Origin of the sequence: Kitasatospora sp. NPDC094028 (assembly GCF_049543595.1) — a bacterium.
Taxonomy (GTDB): Bacteria; Actinomycetota; Actinomycetes; order Streptomycetales; family Streptomycetaceae; genus Kitasatospora.
Genome location: NZ_JBMVFA010000002.1, coordinates 439,993 through 458,747, shown reverse-complemented (window position 1 = coordinate 458,747; position 18,755 = coordinate 439,993). Strand labels below are relative to the sequence as shown.

Genomic DNA, 18,755 nt, shown 5'->3' with positions numbered 1-18,755 from the left:
TCAGATCCTCTTGTAGCGGCGCAGCAGCAGCCGGTACGAGCCGACCACCAGGACCACCGCGACGAGCGCGAACACCGCCACTCCGACACCGCCCGGCGCGTGCTGGCGGTCGAGGCCACCGCCGAGGTCGAACAGTTCGTTGACCAGGCTCTCCACCAGGCCGTCCGGCGAGATCAGCGCCGCCCACTGCGCGGCGTCGGCGGAGTCGGTGCCCCGGGTGATGCCGACCGCGACCGTGGCCACCACCGCGCTGACCGTCAGGTAGCCCATGATGGCGGCCACCCCGAAGCCCCGGCGCGGCGTGGATCCGGCGATCGCCAGCGCGACCGAGGTCGGCACCAGCGCGTACAGCACGGCCGCGACCAGCCCGTAGAGGGCCTGCTCGGTGTTGTCCGCGAAGTCCATCCCGCCGAGCAGCGCGCCCGCGTACAGCACCACCAATGGGACGGCCATCAGCAGGAACTGGGCGCAGAACATGGCGGCGAACTTGGCCCGCACGTAGTCGGTGCGGGTGATCGGGCGGGAGAAGTACAGCGGCACGGTGTGGTGGCGCAGGTCCCGGGAGAGCAGTACCGGCGCCTGCGCGGCCAGGAAGATCCAGACCAGCATGCTGACCTTGGAGAGGAAGCCCGCGTAGCCGACCCCCAGGTCGGAGAACTGCGCGGCGAGCGCGAGCGCCACCACGATCACGGCGGGCAGCGTGACCGCGCCGAGCACCAGCATCGGCAGCACCTTGGACTTGCCGGAGCGGCCGAGGCCGTACGCGGCGCGCAGGCTCTGGGTGAAGAGCGCGCGGGTGGCGTAGCCGCGGCCGAGGCGGGGGCCCCGGTAGCCGCGGTAACCGATGTCGTGGATGACGCCGGTGTCGGCGGGCCGGGCCTCAGGAGGCAGCGACATCGTCCGTACCTCCCCTGCTGAAGTCCTGTGCGTCGGTGAAGAGTTCGGCGACCCGGTGCCGGCGCTGCTCCAACCTGACCAGGCCGAGGCCGAGTTCGGCGACGGTGTCGCGGATGGTGTCGTAGGTGCCCTCGCCGGCCAGCCGGACCAGCAGCAGGTGCGAGCCCTCCGCCTGGACGGACAGGCCGGCGGCGGCGAGCCGGCCGCGGACCTCCTCGCCCGGGGCGAGGGTGTGGTCCTCCGGGTGGTCGGTGACCTCGACGGCGAGGACGGCCGTCGCCTCGGTGAACGAGGCGGTGGAGGAGGAGCGCAGCAGCCTGCCGCCGTCGATGACGACCAGGTGGTCGCAGGTGCGCTCCAGCTCGCCGAGCAGGTGGGTGGTGACCAGCACCGAGATGCCGAAGTCGCTGTGCACGCGGCGGATCAGCGCCAGCATCTCGTCCCGGCCGGCCGGGTCGAGGCCGTTGGTCGGCTCGTCCAGCAGCACCAGCTTCGGGTCGTGCACCAGCGCCTGGGCGAGCTTGACCCGCTGCTTCATGCCGGTCGAGTACCCGCCCATCGGCCGGTACCGCTCCTCGTACAGGCCGACGTGCCGCAGGGTGTCGGCGGTGCGCTCGCGGGCGGCGGTGGCGGGCAGGCCGGACATCCGGGCCATGTGCACCACGAACTCGGTGGCGGATACGTCCGGCGGCAGGCAGTCGTGCTCGGGCATGTAGCCGACCTGCTCGCGGATCTCCGGCCCCTGGGTGGCGACGTCCAGGCCCAGCACCTCGCCGCGGCCGGACGTCGCCGGGGCGAGCCCGAGCAGGATCTTGATCAGGGTTGACTTGCCGGCCCCGTTGGCCCCGACCAGCCCGACCACCCCGGGCCTCACCTCGACGGTGAGCGCGTCGAGGGCGGTGACCCGGGGGTACCTCTTGGTGAGGCCATCGGTCTTGATGACAGCTGTGGACACGCCCTCAACGTAACGGCCGTGCGCCGCAGGGGGCATGAGCTGGAAAGACGAGGCCCGCTAGTGCCCCGGTATGACGTCGGGCCGGTTCCCCCTTAGGGGCTGAACCGGCCCGGCGTCACGTCCGTAGCCGGTCAGGAGCTCGGACGCTCCCACATCTCGGTGACCTTGCCGGAGGCGTCGAACGCCACCTTGTAGTCGCCGCTGGAGCAGGGGTAGAAGCCCTTCTGGTTCCCCGGCGTGGCGATGCACTCGTTGATGTGCTTCGCCAGGTCGGCCGCGTTGACGTCCTTCGGCGGGGCGACGACCGACTTGAGGTGGCCCTTGACCGTGGGCGCGAACTGCGCGGTCTTGTCGGCGCCCACCGGCTCGAGGGCGACGTCGTCGACGCCGCAGGCGTCCTTGGTCTCCTTGTAGACCAGGGCGGTCGCGCTGGTGCCCTTCTCCACGATGACCCACTTCTGCCCGGCGGGCAGCGGGGCGCTGGTGCAGAAGCCCTCCGGCTCCCCGCTGGCCCCGGCGGACGGCTTGCCGGACGCCTTGCCGGTGGGCTTGCCCGCGGGCGCGGCCGGGCTGGTCGGAGCGGCCGGGGCCGCGGTGGCGGCGGTGGTGGGCGCGCTGCCCTGGCCCTGGTCGGACGAGTCGTCCGGCCCGCAGGCGGCCAGGCCGAACGCGGCGGCGACGACCAGGGCGGCGGCGAGTGATCTCCTGGAAACAGGCATGGCGAAGCAACCCCCGATTTTTCAACACATGATCAGATTCGCTGTGCGGCCGACAGACTAGCGCGTCCCCACGACACCCGCCCCGCGCCCCTCGCCGGACCCCCGGCGCACGGGCCGGACGCCCGGCGGACGGTTTGTCAAGCCGAACGGCGCCGGCCGGACACGCCCGGTAGCTTGACCGCGTGCGAGCCGGAGCGGGCCCGCACGGCCGGAGGGGATGTTCTGCGTGCGAGTCGTATCGGTCATCAACTACAAGGGCGGGGTCGGCAAGACCACCCTCACCGCGAACATCGGGGCGGAGCTGGCCTTCCGGGGGAAGAAGGTCCTCCTCATCGACCTCGACCCGCAGGCGAGCCTGACGTTCTCGCTCGTGCGGCCCGAGTACTGGCAGCAGAACCTGGAGGCCGAGAAGACGATCAAGAAGTGGTACGAGTCGTTCGACTCCAGCGCCCCGCTGAGCCTTTCCTCGCTCATGACGCGGGCGCCGCGCGTCCCGGACCACGGGAACGGCGGGATCCTGCGGTTCATCCCGTCGCACCTCGGCCTCATCAACGTCGACCTGGAACTGGCCACCGAACTCGGGGGAGCCTCCCTGAAGCAGTCCAAGATGAACTACCTGCGCGTGCACCGCCGCCTCGCCGAAGGCCTGAAGGAGGACGCGTTCGGCGAGTTCGACGTCATCCTCATCGACTGCCCGCCGAACTTCAACGTGGTGACGAAGAACGCGATCGTCGCGAGCGACAGCGTCCTGATCCCGGCCAAGGCCGACTACCTCTCGACGCTCGGGATCGACTACCTCCAGCGGAGCGTGCGCGAGCTCGTCGGCGACTACAACGAGTACGCGCAGCTCGAATCGGGGACCGACGACACCCGGGCGATAGACCCGCAGATCCTCGGCGTCGTCTTCACGATGATGCAGTTCTACGGCGGCCAGCCGATCTCCGCCCTGCGCCCGTACATGCGCCAGACCGCGGCCCTCGGGGTCCCGGTGTTCGACAACCTCCTCCGGGAGGGGAAATCGCTGTTCGCCGGCTCTCCGAGCAGCGGCCGGCCGCTGGTGCTGCGGGCGGGAAGGACGGCGGCCGAGAAGCAGTTGGTCAGGGAACTCGAAGAACTGGTTTCGGAATTCATGCTCAAGCTGGGGATGTGAGGCTGTGGAACCGTCCGCGGAGCGGTCGAGCAGGGTGCTCGAACAGGTGGGGGCCTTCCTGCAGTCCCTGTCGCCCGAACAGGTCGAGGACCTGCTGGCCGGGCGGGCCCGGATCGCCCTGGTCAAGCGACCGGCGCCGCGCGAGACCAAACCGCCCTCCGGCGCCCCGGGCGTCGATCTCGATCGGCTGCGGGCGGAACTCTCCGCCGCGACCTCGCGGGAAGCCGGGGAGGAACACCTCGAAAGCCGGAAGCTCACCCGCACCGATCTGCAGGCGCTCGCCCGCGCGCTGGACATTCCGGTGCGCAAGGGCGACAACATGAGCGCCATCAAGGAGGGAATCGTCGAGGCCACCATCGGCTACCGGCTGCGGTCGGGGGCGATCCGTGGAAATCCCCCCGCCGAGGACGAGCCGAAATCCTAGGGGCCCTGGGGTCGTCCCCGTCGGACCGGTGCCGGGAACCCGGCACCGGTCCGCGTAGGGTCGGCGGCATGCGACTGAGTACGGTGATCCTTCCCATCCACCGGTGGGCCGAGGGGCAGAAGATCTGGCGGCGGGCCGAGGACCTCGGGTTCCACGCCGCGTACACCTACGACCACCTGTCCTGGCGGTCGTTCCGGGACGAGCCGTGGTTCGGGTCCGTGCCGACGCTGACGGCGGCGGCGTGCGCGACCGAGCGGCTGCGGCTGGGGACGCTGGTGACCTCGGTCAAGCCTCGTTCACCTATCGCAGCCTGGCCTCGCAAGAGTGCACTCCCGCCTGTTCGACGAGGAGCTCGTCCAGGGGCAGCCCTGCTCCTCAGGCACTCCCGGATGTGGGCCAGTGTTTCGGAGGGACCGTGGAGGGATCCACGATCCGCAGTCGGCTCTGATGTGACGGGTCGATCGAAGTGAGGGATATCAGAAGTTGGCCCGTTGCGCGTTCGAGTTCGGTCAGCGCATGTGGCAGGCCAGCGCAGACGGTGGCGACAGCCGCGCCCAGACCCACGAGGCCACCGTGCTTGTGATTGTGGCGGTACTCAATCCTGTGCAGCCCCGATTCGGCGATAGCCGCGACCTCCAGTGGGCGAGCCATCTGCTTGGTGTCGTTGGTGATCACGACCTGGAAGCCGGCTGAGGCAGCCCGCCTGTAGAGGTCGATGTCCTTGGTGCCTGCCCAGCCGACGATCTCTGCCACGTGCTGAAGCTCGTGTTGCTTCAGTAGCAATCGAGCCATATGAGCCAACGGCAAGGGGACATTCTCGTCGAGCAGGATCCTCAAGAGGCGGCCTGCCGGGGGCCCTCGTCCGAGTAACTGTCGACGTAGTCGGTGAAGTCGGCCGCATCACGAGCTGCTTCGGGGGTGACGCCGGGGTAGAAGTCCCTGATTGACTCCGGTCGGACGCCATCCCTCAGAAGAGCTGCGACCTCCGAAGCGGGGATCCGCGTTCCTTCGATCACCGGCTCACCCCCCCGGACCAGGGGATCGACGGACAGATGATTCCTGGGACGCAGCAGGTTCGGGATCTGTCGGCCGTTTCGGTAGAACGGCCGGAGGACATCGACCATCTCGTGGATGACCACGTTGCCTCGCTTGCGCACGAGGTCGACGGCGTGGTCCGGATCTGCCAGATAGATCGTGCCGTCGCCAGCTACGAGCCGGTAGCTGGACAGATGCTCGCGTTCGTCAAGATCGTCGCGCAAGGTGCCCAGAGCACGGCGGATCTTCTGGAGCGACGCTTCCTCCCGCAGCCTCACGCAGATGCGGAGCGCGACGACATCCCGGAATGAGTAGAGGATCGGCCGGGAGGCGGAGATCTCCGGCACGAGGACGGCACCACGCGGGCCTGTGGCCCCGCGCCAGTGAGACAGCTGGCGCAGGGTGGCGCCGGACAGCGCAGCGGCGAGCTTCGGCTCGTAAGACACGGCGGCACCTCCCATAGCTCACACGGCGGCGTACGGAACCGTACTTCATGGTCTCTTACAGCCGGCACGCCCGCCAGGAATTCACCCGAATGGGGAATCGCCAGAGGCCGAAGCTCCGTCGGTCGCGCCCGAGGAGGTCGGGGGGCTGATCACCGAAAGCCGGCGCGGTTGCGGGTGGCCGGGTCGACCCGGCACACGCCGTGTCCTGGTGAACCTCTGCCGACGACCGCCAGCAGCGAGTTCGCGGAGGCGCTCACCGATCACGGAAACGCCCGGGCGGGGCTCCTGCTCGTAGTACCAGGATTTGCGCCGGCGCAGCAGCTCCTCGCCGTGCTCGGTCCAGGTGAACCCGGGCTTCCGCAGCAGTTTCCGGAACACTGCGTCGACGGTCTCCGGGTGGGCGGCGGCCAGGCGGCGGAGCGGCAGCGGTGCAATCGACTCCTCGCGCAGGTACACGCGCAGCAGGTCCTGGTGCTGCCTGCGGCCAGGGAGGGCCGGGTCGGCGAAGAGGTCCCGAAGCGTCCCGTAGTCGGCGTAGAAGTTGAGGCCGTCGACCTCGTCGTAGATGACGCCGAGTGTCTCCGAGCCTGCAAGTTCTCGGGGCAGCTCGAAGACCGGGAAATCAAGGCCGGGCAGCCGACTGCTCCGGGCCCGGACAGGCTGCTCGGCGACAGCCTGCCGGTGCCGGTAGTAGGCGTTGAGCCGGTCCTCGGCTTCGACAGGGGGAAGGACCAGTTCGTCGCTGCCGAAGAACTCGATGAACGCGGCCCGGTCCCGGCGCATCGACTCCCATCCCCGCTCGATCTTCTCGGGGTTGCGGAAGATCAGTTCGGGTCGGCTGGTGGCCAGTTGGAGTGCGGCGCGGGCGATCTCGGTGGAACTGGACCTCGGGTACGACGACATCGACCCGGAGACCAGCCACACCCCGTCCGCCGAGTGGACGGGAACCAGGCAGGCGAGGAGGAAGCCTCCCTTGGACACTCCGCGGAAGGCCGCCCGCCCGACGTTCGAGTACGTGCGGTACGTCCTCGGTCCGTACCACGACACCCACGCGGGTCCCTCTCGATCGTGAGGGTTCCGACGCTCAGTGCGCCCAGTAGTAGCGGTACGCCTCGACCCACTCCGCTCCGTCCGGAGCCGGATCCGGCAACGGAAGGTCCAGCAGCCCGATCGTCTGCCGGAACTCACCGCGGGTGCACAGGGCGACGATCCTTCCGTCCCGTGAGAGGTCGACGCCGCGCACGGTCACCTCGACGCCCAGCACCGACGTGCTGAACGGCATCGTCAGGTTCTCCTCGACGGCGGCGAACAGCGCCGACACCTCCTCGTGCTCGTCGTAGGTGTCGACCGTCGCCTCATCGACCAGCGCGGCCAGTTCTCGCCTGCTGAGCGTGCCCATGGTGCCACGCTAGCGGACCTGTTCACCGCTGGGTTGCGAGCGGTCCGAAGCCCCGCCGACTTGCGCGCGTATCGTCACAGCATGCGCTTGAGTACCGTTATCCTCCCCATCCACCGGTGGGCCGAGGGGCAGAAGATCTGGCGGCGGGCCGAGGACCTCGGGTTCCACGCCGCGTACACCTACGACCACCTGTCCTGGCGGTCGTTCCGGGACGAGCCGTGGTTCGGGTCCGTGCCGACGCTGACGGCGGCGGCGTGCGCGACCGAGCGGCTGCGGCTGGGGACGCTGGTGACCTCGGTCAAGCCTCGTTCACCTATCGCATGCTGAGCAGCCGGACTGCTCGCCGCCGGCCTTTGAGCGCTCGGGACATCAACTCAGCTGTGTGAAGCCCTCAACAGGGTTCTGGAAAGACGGCGAACCCCCGTGTTGCCGGAGCCGATCCCCAGGCTCACCCAGCCACCCGGCATCGGCAACCGTCAGCAACTCGAAACCATGAGCGGCCGCCCGTGGGCGAAGCCGCCAGGCGCTGCACACGTCGCGGATTAAATGACCCTTCGTGTGAGCGCCCAGCACCCGGATACCCAAAGCCATTCATTCAGGGCTGACCGAGTTCGACTGCCCACGCCTCGGGGCCGTCGTAGCGGAATGCGATCAGTGCGGTAACAGGCCAGCTCTCGTGCACGCCACGGACCAGTCCGGCTCGGCTCGGCACGGTGAACGCCTGGATGCCTCGACCGAAGTCGATGGTTCCTGAGGCCCGGCTCTTGATCTGGGAGACGCGGCCCTCGAGACGGGTCAGATGGGCGGGCGGTGGCTCTCCCTCTCGGCGGTTCCACTGCTTCAGGTCCTTGTGGGAGACCAGGCGGCCCAGTTGCTGCCCCTCTCCCAGCCACTCGTAGGCGGTCGAATGGCGGTTGGCGAAGCCGGTGGCGCGGTCCCGGCACCTGTTCAACTTCGAGCGGTACTCCTCGATGGCCGAGTCCTGACCTTCGAGAACGCGCAGACAAGCAAGCACGTAGTCGTAGAACAGGGCATCCCGGGTGGACTCAGTCCGGGCCCAGGTGGTCACGTAGTCGGCCGCGCGGTCCAGGGGGGCCGGCAGGAACCTCGCTGCCTGCAGCCACTCGCGCAGACTCGTGAAGTCGCGCGGGTTGTCCACGAGGTTCTCATTCAGCAGCTCGACCGCCTGACTCACGTCGCGTGCCGGAGCAGCGCGCCACGATCCGGCGCGCTGCCGGTACGCACGGGCCAGTCGGCGTCGCACCGGCGGCTTGTACGTGTCGGCCCGGGAGAGGAGGTTACGCCAGCCCTGCAGCAGCGCCTGGTAGTTGTCGTAGAGCTTTTGCAGTTCGGCCTCCGCCTCCTCCGCCCGGTGGGACAGCCGGTCCGAGCCGCGGATCTCCAGCACTGCGTCGAGGGCGTTCTCGGCCTGCTCCAGTAGCGCCCGGTAGGCGCCGGAAGTCTGCCGGGCCAGGAACTCCGAGTAGGTGGTCGCCTTGGACTGGGTGAACCCGAATTCGATGACCTTGATGCACATCTGAGCCAGGGCGATGTGACCGAACTCGCTGGAGTCATCCAGTTCCGTGGCCTTGTCAAAGGAGGCCCGGGCGGACTCTACGAGCTCCAGGATCTGACGCTCGCGGGTCCTGACGTCCTCGTGCGAGTGGGTCCGGTTCTCGATCACGGACCTGATCTCGTTGCGGAAGACCATGCCCCGCATGTGATGCAGCAGCGGGTCGCTCGGAGCCAGCACGATGGCCTTGTCCACCGCGTTCAGGGCCCCCTGGAAGTCCCTGGAGTCGTAGGAGAGCAGGCGGCCGTAGTGGCCCCAGTAGTGCGATTCGTTCGGGAACGTCTGCACTAGGGCGTGCATCACCTGCTTGCGCCCAGGCACGGTCATCTGCTGGAGCAGCTCGGTGTAGGTGCCGGTCCGCTGGAACTCCACCGGCTCCCGGGCATCCCGCATGATGAAGAGGCGGTCCAGGAGGATCTTCATGTCGTCCGGGAGACGGTTCTGGAACACCCGGCCGGCTTGGATGATGATCGTTTCACACCAGCCCGGCAGCGCAGCCTTCCAGTCTTCCGGGCCGGTGGTCGCACCGGGCGGCGTCAGCAACTGACGCAGCACCTCCTCGGCTATCAGACTGTGCGACAGCCGCCACATGCCGTCGCTCTCCTCGATCAGCAGCGGCAGCAAGCGCTCGCCGACGTGCAGACGGAGATCCACATCATCGGCCGGCGCCACTCCGAGCAGGTCCGTGAACAGGTCGGAGGGCACCGGAACACCACTGAATCGGTGAGCCAGGGCAAGCAGTATGCAGATCTCCCGGTCGACGTCCGAGGCCTGATCAAGGAACGGGGCGACGTACCCGGGCAGCCCCTCGAACTCCTTGTTGAACGCGGTCAAGGCAAAGAAGAACGGAACGCTGTGATCGGACTCCTCGGCGACCAGCTCGAGAAGGGCTTCCTCCCGGTCTGGCACCAGATCGGTGAAGTGTCGGGCCATGTCGAATCGGTCGTCCCGTTTCATCGCCCCAACCCGCAGGCTACGCTGAGGCGAGGTCTGGACGACGCCATGGCCAGCGGAACTCCGGCGCGCGGTGATCAACATGACGACCGGCACACTGCTCGCCCGCAGCAGCTCGTACAGCCGCTCCTGGGATGACTCAGATAGGAGCTCCAGCAGGAGAAGGACAGGGCTTCCAGTCTCGGACGACAGGTCAGCCGCCAGCTGGGAGAGGACTGCTTCGTCCTGGCTTCCACGGGCGACGACCGTGGGGAACTCGTCCTTGAGAGTCCAGGCCACCCGGCGAGCGATGGTCGTGCCACCGGCGCCAGGGCTGTGGGCAAGCATCACCCGCAGAGTGTCCCGCTGCTCCAGACCGGCGCGTACCTGGCTGGTGAACTCCTCAGTGATCGCCCGTGGCAGGTCGAGGTGAAGATCTAGCTCGAACCACGAGATGGGGCGGCCCCGGTAGAAGGCGCCCACCTCGAACTCGCCTGCCTCCGACTCCACCCCGAGCTCGGAGTGCAGCAGTACCGCCGTGTCCTCGAATCGCGACAGCAGCCCATCTGGGACCTCCATGAAACCCTTCTCGGCGGGCACCCTGGGCCGGCGGCTCTGCGGCTCAACCGACGAGGGCTTGGGCAATGCTTCTAGGAGGTTGACGGGTTCACACGCGAGCAGTTCGGCATCGTACTCGGCAAGGCTGCCCTCGCCGGTGCCCGAGATCGAGAGAATCCTCGCCCGGTCCTCGAAAATGTCGATGCAGGTCTCGACCAAAGCCCGCTCAGCGCTGCCGCCCTCGCCGAAGCAGACGACCGTCGCCGGCCTCCCCGAGTGACGGTTAAGCGCTTCGAGCGATTCCCGCACGAACGGCAGATACGTCGAACGCCAGCGACGCAGGGCAGTGGTCGGGGAGACTGGATCCGCCCCGCGGATCCCCGCTGCCGCGATCCAGTTGGTGCTGTTGCGGCCGAACATCGTGTCCTGGCCACGCAACTGGAGCCGGTGGATTCGGCCCCGGCCCGCGGAGGTAGCCGCCTTCCAGCCGCCGTCGACATCGGTGTCTGGGTTGAGCTCAACAACCAGGTTCCATCCGAGCTCGGCGAACTTCTGGAGGGCTTCCTCTCCAAAGGCGGCCGAATCGATGATGGCGATGGTCGTACGGCGGACGTTCCAGCGATCGCACACCTCGACTAGCCGGTCGACCGCGGCCGAGACCTCTGGAGCCGCCTCGACGGCTTGGGTGAGGCCACAGCGGGGAGCTGTTGCCGTGGGCGCGTGCAGGCCGTGCACAGAGAAGAATCTGCCCAAGGAACTGCAGGCCAACTGGTAGCACCACGCCCGCTCCTGAGATCCGACTGTCGCGTCGCGGGTCGCGAAGAGCAGTGCGTTCCCCGCCAGCGACAGCAGGTACTGGTCCTGCCAGTCGTCCGGCATCGAGAGCTGCTTGGCGTACACCTCACCGGCCTCGGCGATGTCGTTCGAGAGGTTGCCCAGTCCCACAACGTGGAGCACAGCATCGGCGTCCGCCTCGGGATCGACCAGAAACTCAGCTAGGACGCCGCGTTGGCGTTCAGTCAGCTCCGGCAACTCTCGGAGAATGAGAGCGAGCGTCAGATGGGTGAGGTCTCGGGAAAGTGGCGCATCAGCCCGGTATCCGGAGAGGTCGATCAGCCGGTACGCAGCGGCGTCCACGACTGGCGACATCGGCAGCAGAATGTTGTCGGCGTGGAGATCACCATGAGCTCGGCCGAGGATCGCGAGCACGTGGTCGCTGTCCAGCCCGTCCCAGACAGGGCGCTCCAGCCAGGCGACGACGTTCGGTACGGCCGCACTGGTTGTGAAGGTGACCCAGAGCGGCGCCTGTTCGTCCACGGGCTCATAGGCCAGCTGCCCGGCCAGCTTCGCGACCGGGCCGTTCTTGTCCATCCGGGTGCCCACATGGTCCAGAACAAAGTCTCGCGCTGCCATGCGCCGGATATCTGTTGGCTGGGGGTTCCAATCGTTGAGGATCGAACGCGCCACGACACTGACGATTTCCGGCAGTTCGCGACCGCGCAGGGTGGCCGAGAGCGGCCGCACGTCGCGGATGCTACCGCCGGCGATCTCCTGGAACATCACCTTGGTGCCACCTGGGACGCTGACGGGTTCCACGGGCTGCTTGACCAGATGCCGGTCAGCGAATCCCTCGGGGGCGTCCTTGAGCGCATCGGCGTGCCGGCCAGGCTCCCGGCCGGTGGTCGCGCCCGGAGGGCACACCTTCATGACGACCTTGCCGTTGAAGACCGGACCGGTCAGCGCGACTGCCGCCAGGACCGCACTGCTCTTGCCGGGGGTGAGCCACCGGTCGAACACGATCCGCGTGCCGTGCTCCTGCTGCCACTTCTCAAGCTCGGATGCGATCACCTCGCCGAGCTCGGCCTGCTTTAAGGCCGCCGTCAGCGCCAACTCTTGCTTCTCTGCGGGCACTTCCGGCATGCCTCATCCTTCCACCGCACGTGTTCGTCCACACTAGTGCTTCGGCGGGAGACAATGGGCCTTCCGGCATCGCCGATCTACGACGAGGACGTCCGCTGGCAACTCGGACAACCAAGGGGCGAGGTCATGTGTCGGAGCACGGCGACCTCCCCATCCACCGGTAGGGCGAGGGGCAGAGAATCTGGTGGCGTCCCAAGAACATCGGCTTCCGCGCCGCGTGCACCTACTGCCACCTGAGGTGGCGGTCGTTCCTGGACGGGCCGGAGGTTCGGGTCGGTCCCAACGCAGACCGCCGCAGCGGATGTGACGCAGAGTATGCGATTGGACGCGCCCGTGGCCGGTCAAGCCTTTCCGCCTATCGCATGCTGGCCGGCGGAAACGCATATCTCCACTCGCTTGCCAGCGCTCTGACCGCTACCTGATCCTCCCCGCGATTTCAGACAGTCGTTGCGCTGCGTACCCGCTTCCGGCTTTCGCTGCGACTTCGTAGAGGCTCTCCGCACCTGCGATGTCGCCTTCCCTGAAACGGCAATCGGCGCGCATAGCCAGCCAGTCACGGCGATCCTGCTTGTCCAACGCCTCGTAGAGCGCCATCGCCGAGTGGACTCGACCATTTTGCTCCCGAAATGTGCCGAGTTCGAACAGTGGCGTCAGGACACCCATTCTGACCCATTCTCTAGCAAGACGCTCAGCAGCCTCGAAGCGCCCTTGGCGCTCGTAGCACACGAGCAGAGCTCCCATGGAGATGACGTCGGCGCACGCTACCGCCGCTTCGTACAGCCGAATCGCGTTCTTGCCACTGCCAGCTCGAGCAGCACGGTAGGCCAGGGCTCGCAGCAGAGATGCGTCACCGAACTTTGCCAACTGGCGACCCGCAGCCTCTGCGCGGTCAAGGAGGCCCGCGTCAGCCATCTCGAAGCCAGCCCATCGGAGCGCCGACGCATAACACTGTTCCAGTCCCGCAAGCGCAAGGCGCTCGGCCCGGTCAACGAGCCCAGCCTCGTAGTGGTGGCGCACCAGCCAATGCAGATCCTCCCCGTAGCCCCAGCGTGCTGCCGCGATAAAGAGCTCCTCAGCTCTAGCCACCCCTCGAGTGCGGGCCGAGTTAGACAAAGCACGCAGTACCACTCGAGAAGGGCTGTGTCGGGCCGCTGCAGTCCAAAGTGACATGGGCGGTTCGATCACAGGACGCACTTGCCTGTCGTGATCTTGGATGGCATCCGCCAGTTGATATCCGGAATCAGCCTGTGAAGCGTCTCCAGGGCGTGGTCGGTACTGTTCAAGCGGGCCAGGCAGGCCACGCTGAGGCTTCGTAAGATCGATCAGGGCAGCTTCGAACCAATGTTCCTCGGTGGTGCTCCAGTCGGCCGCCGAAAGGTACCCTTCGGCTGCACAGCTCAAGAACTCAGCGCTGAAGAGCCGTTGATGGCCTAGCCGACGTGCGTCGAGGGCGGCGTAAAGTACTGCCCGCGCCGGTGGGTCAGCCTGGCGATAGCGGCGAAGCAGAAGTGGCACACCAGCCAAGTACTGGGTGATTCGCCCATCGGGGGCGTGCCTTTCAGCGGCAATGAGGCGAGGATCGCTACGCAGAACCGAGGCGACATCCATGAGTTCGCTGCGCGAGAAGGCATTGGGAACTCGGACGTCCTGAGCAAGCTCCATCAGCACTTTCACGCGAGCATGGCTGCCATGCTCGCCCTCTGAGTCATCTGTGACGGCCTTCCAGAACCGGGGCCACATCGTTCCCACGATCAGTACTGGGCCGGTGTCAGCCTCCGTGAGGAGGTCGAGCAATCCATCAGCGATCTGCGTCGCCAGCTCCTCGTTACCGAGTAAGTACCTCTGTGCTTCGTTCAACCAGATGATGGTTTCGGGCGGCAGGGCTCCGCGGGTGAGGATTTCAAGGAGTGCCTTGGCAGGGTCAGCTCCCTGGGGCTGCCATAGATACCAGCTCGGCAGTTCGGCTCGCACTGCCTCCCAGCACGTACGCGTCTTGCCGGTGGAGGAGTCCCCGACAAGCATGATCAGGGTGCTCTCGTGTACGGCTTGGCGAACAGCCGCTCGTACTGTTGTGTCGAGAGCAGGCCGGCGGAGATAGGGCGGCAAGACCGCCAGTTCGTTCCGAGGACTCCCCGTGCTCAGTGCCTGATGCACCTCCAAGCCCAACGCGTCGCGCTCCTGCAGGCTCGAAACCACACGGCCTAGTCTCACCGACATCGGGGTCACCGCGTGAACGCCAACGGCGTCGGATGTTGCGGGCCGACTTTGTGGGCGCCCACCGCGTCGCAGTTGTCGAGATCGCCATGCCTGGGCATGCAACTGTTCCCAGGCGACCGGTCCGGTCCTACGCCCCAGCCGGTGTGCCCGCGCCTCCAACTCGCTGATGAGCTTCAGGACTGCCTGGCCGTCACGCGGCACTGATTCGCCGTGCAACCAGTCGCTGAGCGACGAGCTGGTTACGGCAACCACAGGTCGCTGCCGCTTGCCCCAGCGGGTCAGCTCCGCATACGTAGGAGACCCTGCAGCCTCGAACAAAGTTCGAAGCGCGGAGCTAAACCTCGATACCGGCTCGTCCGACACCACACCTCCGCGTTTCCGGACCATCACCGGAACATAGTCCACCGCCTTCCCGCCAGGCGTGTCGTCTCCGCTGGGAGCACCGGAACTCGCCGGAAACCCTCCGGACGACATCTCCTGTTTCCCCGGCCCAGCAGACAGCTGGCCAGCGATCGAGATAGGTGACACGCATGTTCGGGGCTTTGGACGCCATGGTCAGCCACGCGCTACCCGGTGCAGCAGCAGCGGCTCTGCTCTATGCCGCGACCGTTGCACTGACTGCTTCGGCATCAGTGCTGGCTCGTGACGCACAGCGACGTAAGGACGCTCGTGCCACCCTCAGCGTCCTTCTCCGGCGAAGGCCAGAGGAGAACTCCCGGAAGCCGCGCAGCTGAAGAGGGCAATTGTCAGACTGATCTGCGTTGATGCGGCCGGGTCCATCTACCCGGCCGCATCTGTTTGGGAGTGGAGACCAACCCGGAACAGCTCACGCCAGCTGGGCGAGGCCCTCGGTGGCGATCTCCTCGAAGATGGCGAGGTCGTTCTCGAAGATCGAGTCCGGGATCGGCCAGTGGATCACGAGCTCGGTGATGCCCAGCTCCCGGTACTTCCCGGCCCAGTCCACGAAGGCGCCGAGCGACTGCAGCGGCTTCTCCGCCGTGGAGCCCTGGAGCAGCATCTTCTCCAGCGTCGCCACGTCCCGGCCCTTCGCCTCGCAGGCCGCCGTCAGCTTCCCGATCTGCTGGGCGATCACCCCGGGCGCCTGCTCCACCGGCACGTCCGCCGGGCCACGCGGGTCGCCGTACGTCACCCAGCCCTGCCCGTACTCGGCGGCCAGCCTCAGCCCGCGCGGGCCGGTCGCGGCGACGTAGAACGGCACCCGCGGGGTCTGCACGCAGCCGGGGATGTTCCGGGCCTCGACCGCCGAGTAGTAGGTACCCTCACGCGTCGTGCTGTCGTTGCGCAGCAGCTCGTCCAGCAGCGGCAGGAACTCGCCGAACCGGTCCGCCCGCTCCTTCGGCGACCAGGCCTCCTGGCCCATCGCCGTCGCGTCGAAGCCGGTGCCGCCGGCACCGATGCCGAGCGTCAGCCGCCCGCCGGACACGTCGTCCAGCGTGACCAGCTCCTTCGCCAGCGTCACCGGGTGGCGGAAGTTTGGCGACGTTACGAGCGTCCCAAGCCGAAGGCGCTCAGTCGCAGTCGCGGCGGCTGTCAGCGTCGGGATCGACCCGAACCACGGTTCGTCGCGGAAGGACCGCCAGGAGAGGTGGTCGTAGGTGTACGCGGCGTGGAAGCCGAGTTCCTCGGCCCGCCGCCAGATCTTCTGCCCCTCGCTCCACCGGTAGATGGGGAGGATCACGGTACTCAGACGCATGTCTCGACCCTAGCGGGACGGGCCGACTTCCCCGGCGCTGGCCGTTCAAGGCATCCAAGGCCTTCCAATGCCCCAATCCAAGGGGAGTCGCAAGGATAGCCACGGCAGCGGGTCGGCACCTCGCGAGCTGACGGCGCCAGGCACGCGCTGAGACTACTCGGCGTTCCTGGCTGCCTCGCCTCTCGCCTGCGCCGACAAGCCGAACCCTCTCTCAACGCCAAACCGCGCGACGAAGGGCAACCATAGGGCGCCAGCCGGTGCCAGCTTGTCGAGTGGCTGCGGGAGCCCCGCCGTGGTCAGCCCCCATGCGAGCGGCAGTGAGATGAGCCAGACACCGATGAACCACAGGCGCTCCCAATCGCGGGCCGGTGTCACATCGGCAAGTTGCTCTTCTGGAAGGAGGGCTCCGAACCGCAACTTCGTACAGTTGTCCGCCAGCGTGATCAGCATCCCGCGCAACTCACCCAGCGCCATGTCTGGGCTGACATCAAGCTGATCCGCCACCTCTCGCAGCCCGCCGATCACGCGAGTGGCGTGGTTCTTCAAGCGCTCCCGGCGACGGCGACCCTCCAGCCAGTCACTCAGGCCGAAAGGGCGGTCGCGCGGGGCCAACAACGCACGCTCAAGCTTGCGGCAGTACAGACGAAGAAGTCCGAGCGATGACAGCCGAATGCTCGGGGTCCTCAGGGCAATGTCGCATGCGACGAGTGCATCCACCGCAGCTTCCACCGGACCGTAGGCATAGCCGTACATGGCCCGAGATGGGTGGCGCTGCTCGACGAAGCGGAGTGCTAGATGCCTCGCGATGACGATCGTAGGTACGTAGGTGGCCAACATGATCAGTGCCGACGTCCGTTTGTCCGTCCAGTGGTACCCGAGCCACGACACGAAGATGACCGCATCCAAGCCGAGGGCTGCGATGACCGTTCCCAGCATGATTGCGCGCCGTCGTGCCCGGCGAGCACTGGCCGCCTTTGCCGCTGCTTCTGCAATGCGGTCCTCATCGTCCCGTCCCAGGCCTGCCGCCTCGACAGCCCGTCGCAAGGCTGCGACTTCCGCAGGACTGAGTGCCTGCTGGTCCGGAACTGGTGTGGCGCGCCGAAGCAGCAATAGGCCGTTGCTCAACAGATCCCCCTCGCCGTGGTACCGGGCATCGAGAATCTCGATCAACAGGGCTGGGATGCAAGCAAAACGGCGCATCCGAGCAGGGTTTCTCGACTACTTCGGCCGCTCCGTGGCGCTCTGCGCTCGGCTGGTCCGACGGGGCCAGCTCGGCTTCTGGCCGATCGCGATGGCGCAGGCGGCCGCCGTCCAGATCCGGGCAAGCTCCATGCCGTCGGCCCTGCGATCAGCAGAGCACATCAGAGCGATGATCCCGATGAGACCGGCGAAGAGGACGAGCAGTACCGCTGGAACGGCCCGCAGCGGCAGGGCTAAGGCGCGGGCGAAGGACGATGCGTCGATCATGCGATCACCTGGCCAGGGCGGGGCTGGCCCCGAACTCGGCGACCCAGGCTCGGGCCGCGTGTTCCTTGGTGCTGATCACGATCTCGGCGTATCTGGTTCCGTCTGGGCTCGGTAGCTCCAGCTCGTGCCACACGCTCTCGGATACGGCCAGCACCAGGACCGATGCGCTGGCGGTCAGCACACCGCGCAGCTCAGGGCCGTCGAGCAGGCGGAATGCATGGCTCACGTGACGGCCAACGTAGCCGTGATCGTCTCGGAAGACGTCACCGCTGTGCAGTGCCGCGCGGAGCCGGATCTGGGCGGCTGGGCGTGAAGTGCCGTTGTACTCGTGGATGGCGGTGGCCAGCGCCGGGACCACCGTGTCGGCGAGGGTGTGGAGCCCTGCGGATTCGTCGATCACGGCCATGATGCCGTCGCCGCGGTCAAGCAGGTCGTAACTCTCCGCGCCCAGACCGCCGACGGCCAAGGCCCGGCCAAGCGCCTCGTACAGGCCCTGCCGCATCGCGAGGCAGGCGGTGTCCGTGCGGCCTGTCTGGTTGAAGCCGGCGATGTCCAGGCCGAAGAAGATCTTGCGCGCATGCTCGATCAAGCGGTCACGCCCCCGAGAGTGGTATTCCTCAGCGTTCCGACTGAGTCAGAATACCACTTTGACGGTCACTCAACCGCCTTGGCGCGCAACGCTTCCATGTCCTGGATGACGATCTGCCGCCGCTCGGTGGTCACGACGCCCTCGTCTCGCAGCAGCCGCAGAGTCCTCACGACCGCCTCGCGGGACGCGCCCGCCCATCCGGCCAGGTCTTGCTGGGAAAGGGGCAGCCGCACGGCACCCGTCGCCTCGTCGACCACTCCGATCTGCGGCGCGAGAGCCACCAGGCGCGCGGCGACCCGCTGGGCAACGGTGTGGGTGGCCAGTTCCAGTCGGCCTTGGTCGGCTTCACGGAGCCGCTCGGTGACGATCCCGAGCACGGCGGCAGCAGCCTCGGGGTGCTCACCAACCAGGGCTCGGAAATCCTCAGCCGAGATGGCGAGGGCCGTCACGTCAGTCAACGCGATCACCGATGCCGACCTCGGCGTGCCGTTGAGGGCGGCTTGCTCACCGATGATCTCTGGCGCCTCTCGCAGGCCGAGAACGATCTCAGTGTCATCCGCGTTCCGGGTCACCACCTTGGCGATTCCAGCACGCAACATCACCACGTGGTTCGAGAGATCGCCCTCCTGGATGATCGTCTGGCCTGCACGGAACCGGACTGCGGAGCCCACGCCTCCCTTGGAGACGAGTCCTTCCAGGACCTCGGCCCTCGCGAGGGCGCTCGCATCAGACATGGACACTTCCTTCTCGACTCGGGCG

General features: G+C 67.3%; 16 protein-coding genes and 2 pseudogenes. 4 read left to right on the top strand and 14 right to left on the bottom strand.

Going from position 1 to position 18,755, the window contains the following annotated elements; genetic code table 11:
• The 3 genes from ACPC54_RS05115 to ACPC54_RS05105 form a co-directional block, all read right to left on the bottom strand.
• On the bottom strand, positions 1–897 hold the full coding sequence (locus tag ACPC54_RS05115; protein ID WP_498961310.1) for an ABC transporter permease: 897 nt from the start codon (positions 895–897) through the stop codon (positions 1–3).
• Positions 881–1,888, bottom strand: coding sequence for an ABC transporter ATP-binding protein (locus ACPC54_RS05110; RefSeq protein WP_498961308.1), 1,008 nt, complete (start codon positions 1,886–1,888; stop codon positions 881–883). Before ACPC54_RS05110 ends, ACPC54_RS05115 begins: the two co-directional genes overlap by 17 nt.
• A gap of 95 nt (positions 1,889–1,983) precedes the next feature.
• Positions 1,984–2,571, bottom strand: coding sequence for a hypothetical protein (locus ACPC54_RS05105; RefSeq protein ID WP_498961307.1), 588 nt, complete (start codon positions 2,569–2,571; stop codon positions 1,984–1,986).
• Between the two features lie 226 nt (positions 2,572–2,797).
• On the opposite strand from ACPC54_RS05105, the gene ACPC54_RS05100 reads away from it, so the two are divergent.
• From ACPC54_RS05100 to ACPC54_RS05090, 3 genes and pseudogenes are all read left to right on the top strand, one after another.
• Positions 2,798–3,721, top strand: a complete 924-nt coding sequence (locus tag ACPC54_RS05100; RefSeq protein ID WP_498961306.1) for a ParA family protein — start codon at positions 2,798–2,800, stop codon at positions 3,719–3,721.
• A 34-nt stretch (positions 3,722–3,755) separates the two neighbouring features.
• Positions 3,756–4,145 carry a hypothetical protein gene (locus tag ACPC54_RS05095; RefSeq protein ID WP_498961305.1) on the top strand — a complete coding sequence of 130 codons (390 nt, stop codon included), beginning with the start codon at positions 3,756–3,758 and terminating at the stop codon, positions 4,143–4,145.
• Positions 4,146–4,213: 68 nt separating this feature from the next.
• A pseudogene (locus tag ACPC54_RS05090) lies at positions 4,214–4,450 on the top strand (LLM class flavin-dependent oxidoreductase); the annotation flags it as partial.
• Positions 4,451–4,520: 70 nt separating this feature from the next.
• Here ACPC54_RS05090 and ACPC54_RS05085 read toward each other — a convergent pair.
• The 4 genes from ACPC54_RS05085 to ACPC54_RS05070 form a co-directional block, all read right to left on the bottom strand.
• Positions 4,521–4,982 carry a DUF5615 family PIN-like protein gene (locus tag ACPC54_RS05085; protein WP_498961303.1) on the bottom strand — a complete coding sequence of 154 codons (462 nt, stop codon included), beginning with the start codon at positions 4,980–4,982 and terminating at the stop codon, positions 4,521–4,523.
• Complete coding sequence (locus ACPC54_RS05080) at positions 4,979–5,626, bottom strand: DUF433 domain-containing protein (protein ID WP_498961301.1); 648 nt, start codon at positions 5,624–5,626, stop codon at positions 4,979–4,981. Before ACPC54_RS05080 ends, ACPC54_RS05085 begins: the two co-directional genes overlap by 4 nt.
• Before the next feature lie 81 nt (positions 5,627–5,707).
• Positions 5,708–6,673: a hypothetical protein gene (locus ACPC54_RS05075; protein ID WP_498961299.1), complete on the bottom strand. Its 966-nt coding sequence runs from the start codon at positions 6,671–6,673 to the stop codon at positions 5,708–5,710.
• A 37-nt stretch (positions 6,674–6,710) separates the two neighbouring features.
• A complete protein-coding gene (locus tag ACPC54_RS05070; RefSeq protein ID WP_498961297.1) occupies positions 6,711–7,025 on the bottom strand; it encodes a hypothetical protein in 315 nt (104 codons plus the stop codon).
• Positions 7,026–7,106: 81 nt separating this feature from the next.
• On the opposite strand from ACPC54_RS05070, the pseudogene ACPC54_RS05065 reads away from it, so the two are divergent.
• Positions 7,107–7,343: pseudogene (locus tag ACPC54_RS05065) on the top strand (LLM class flavin-dependent oxidoreductase); the annotation flags it as partial.
• Between the two features lie 277 nt (positions 7,344–7,620).
• Here the strand turns inward: ACPC54_RS05065 and ACPC54_RS05060 are convergent.
• From ACPC54_RS05060 to ACPC54_RS05030, 7 genes are all read right to left on the bottom strand, one after another.
• Positions 7,621–12,009 (bottom strand): tetratricopeptide repeat protein, encoded by a 4,389-nt coding sequence (locus ACPC54_RS05060; RefSeq protein WP_498961295.1) that lies wholly within the window; start codon positions 12,007–12,009, stop codon positions 7,621–7,623.
• A 414-nt stretch (positions 12,010–12,423) separates the two neighbouring features.
• Complete coding sequence (locus ACPC54_RS05055; RefSeq protein WP_498961293.1) at positions 12,424–13,980, bottom strand: hypothetical protein; 1,557 nt, start codon at positions 13,978–13,980, stop codon at positions 12,424–12,426.
• Between the two features lie 1,072 nt (positions 13,981–15,052).
• Positions 15,053–15,940 (bottom strand): LLM class flavin-dependent oxidoreductase, encoded by an 888-nt coding sequence (locus ACPC54_RS05050; RefSeq protein ID WP_498961291.1) that lies wholly within the window; start codon positions 15,938–15,940, stop codon positions 15,053–15,055.
• A 153-nt stretch (positions 15,941–16,093) separates the two neighbouring features.
• Positions 16,094–17,110, bottom strand: coding sequence for a hypothetical protein (locus tag ACPC54_RS05045; protein WP_498961289.1), 1,017 nt, complete (start codon positions 17,108–17,110; stop codon positions 16,094–16,096).
• A gap of 48 nt (positions 17,111–17,158) precedes the next feature.
• Positions 17,159–17,407, bottom strand: coding sequence for a hypothetical protein (locus ACPC54_RS05040; protein ID WP_498961287.1), 249 nt, complete (start codon positions 17,405–17,407; stop codon positions 17,159–17,161).
• Positions 17,408–17,411: 4 nt separating this feature from the next.
• Positions 17,412–17,996 (bottom strand): hypothetical protein, encoded by a 585-nt coding sequence (locus ACPC54_RS05035; RefSeq protein ID WP_498961285.1) that lies wholly within the window; start codon positions 17,994–17,996, stop codon positions 17,412–17,414.
• A gap of 65 nt (positions 17,997–18,061) precedes the next feature.
• Positions 18,062–18,730, bottom strand: a complete 669-nt coding sequence (locus ACPC54_RS05030) for a Crp/Fnr family transcriptional regulator (RefSeq protein WP_498961283.1) — start codon at positions 18,728–18,730, stop codon at positions 18,062–18,064.
• Positions 18,731–18,755: the final 25 nt, after the last annotated feature.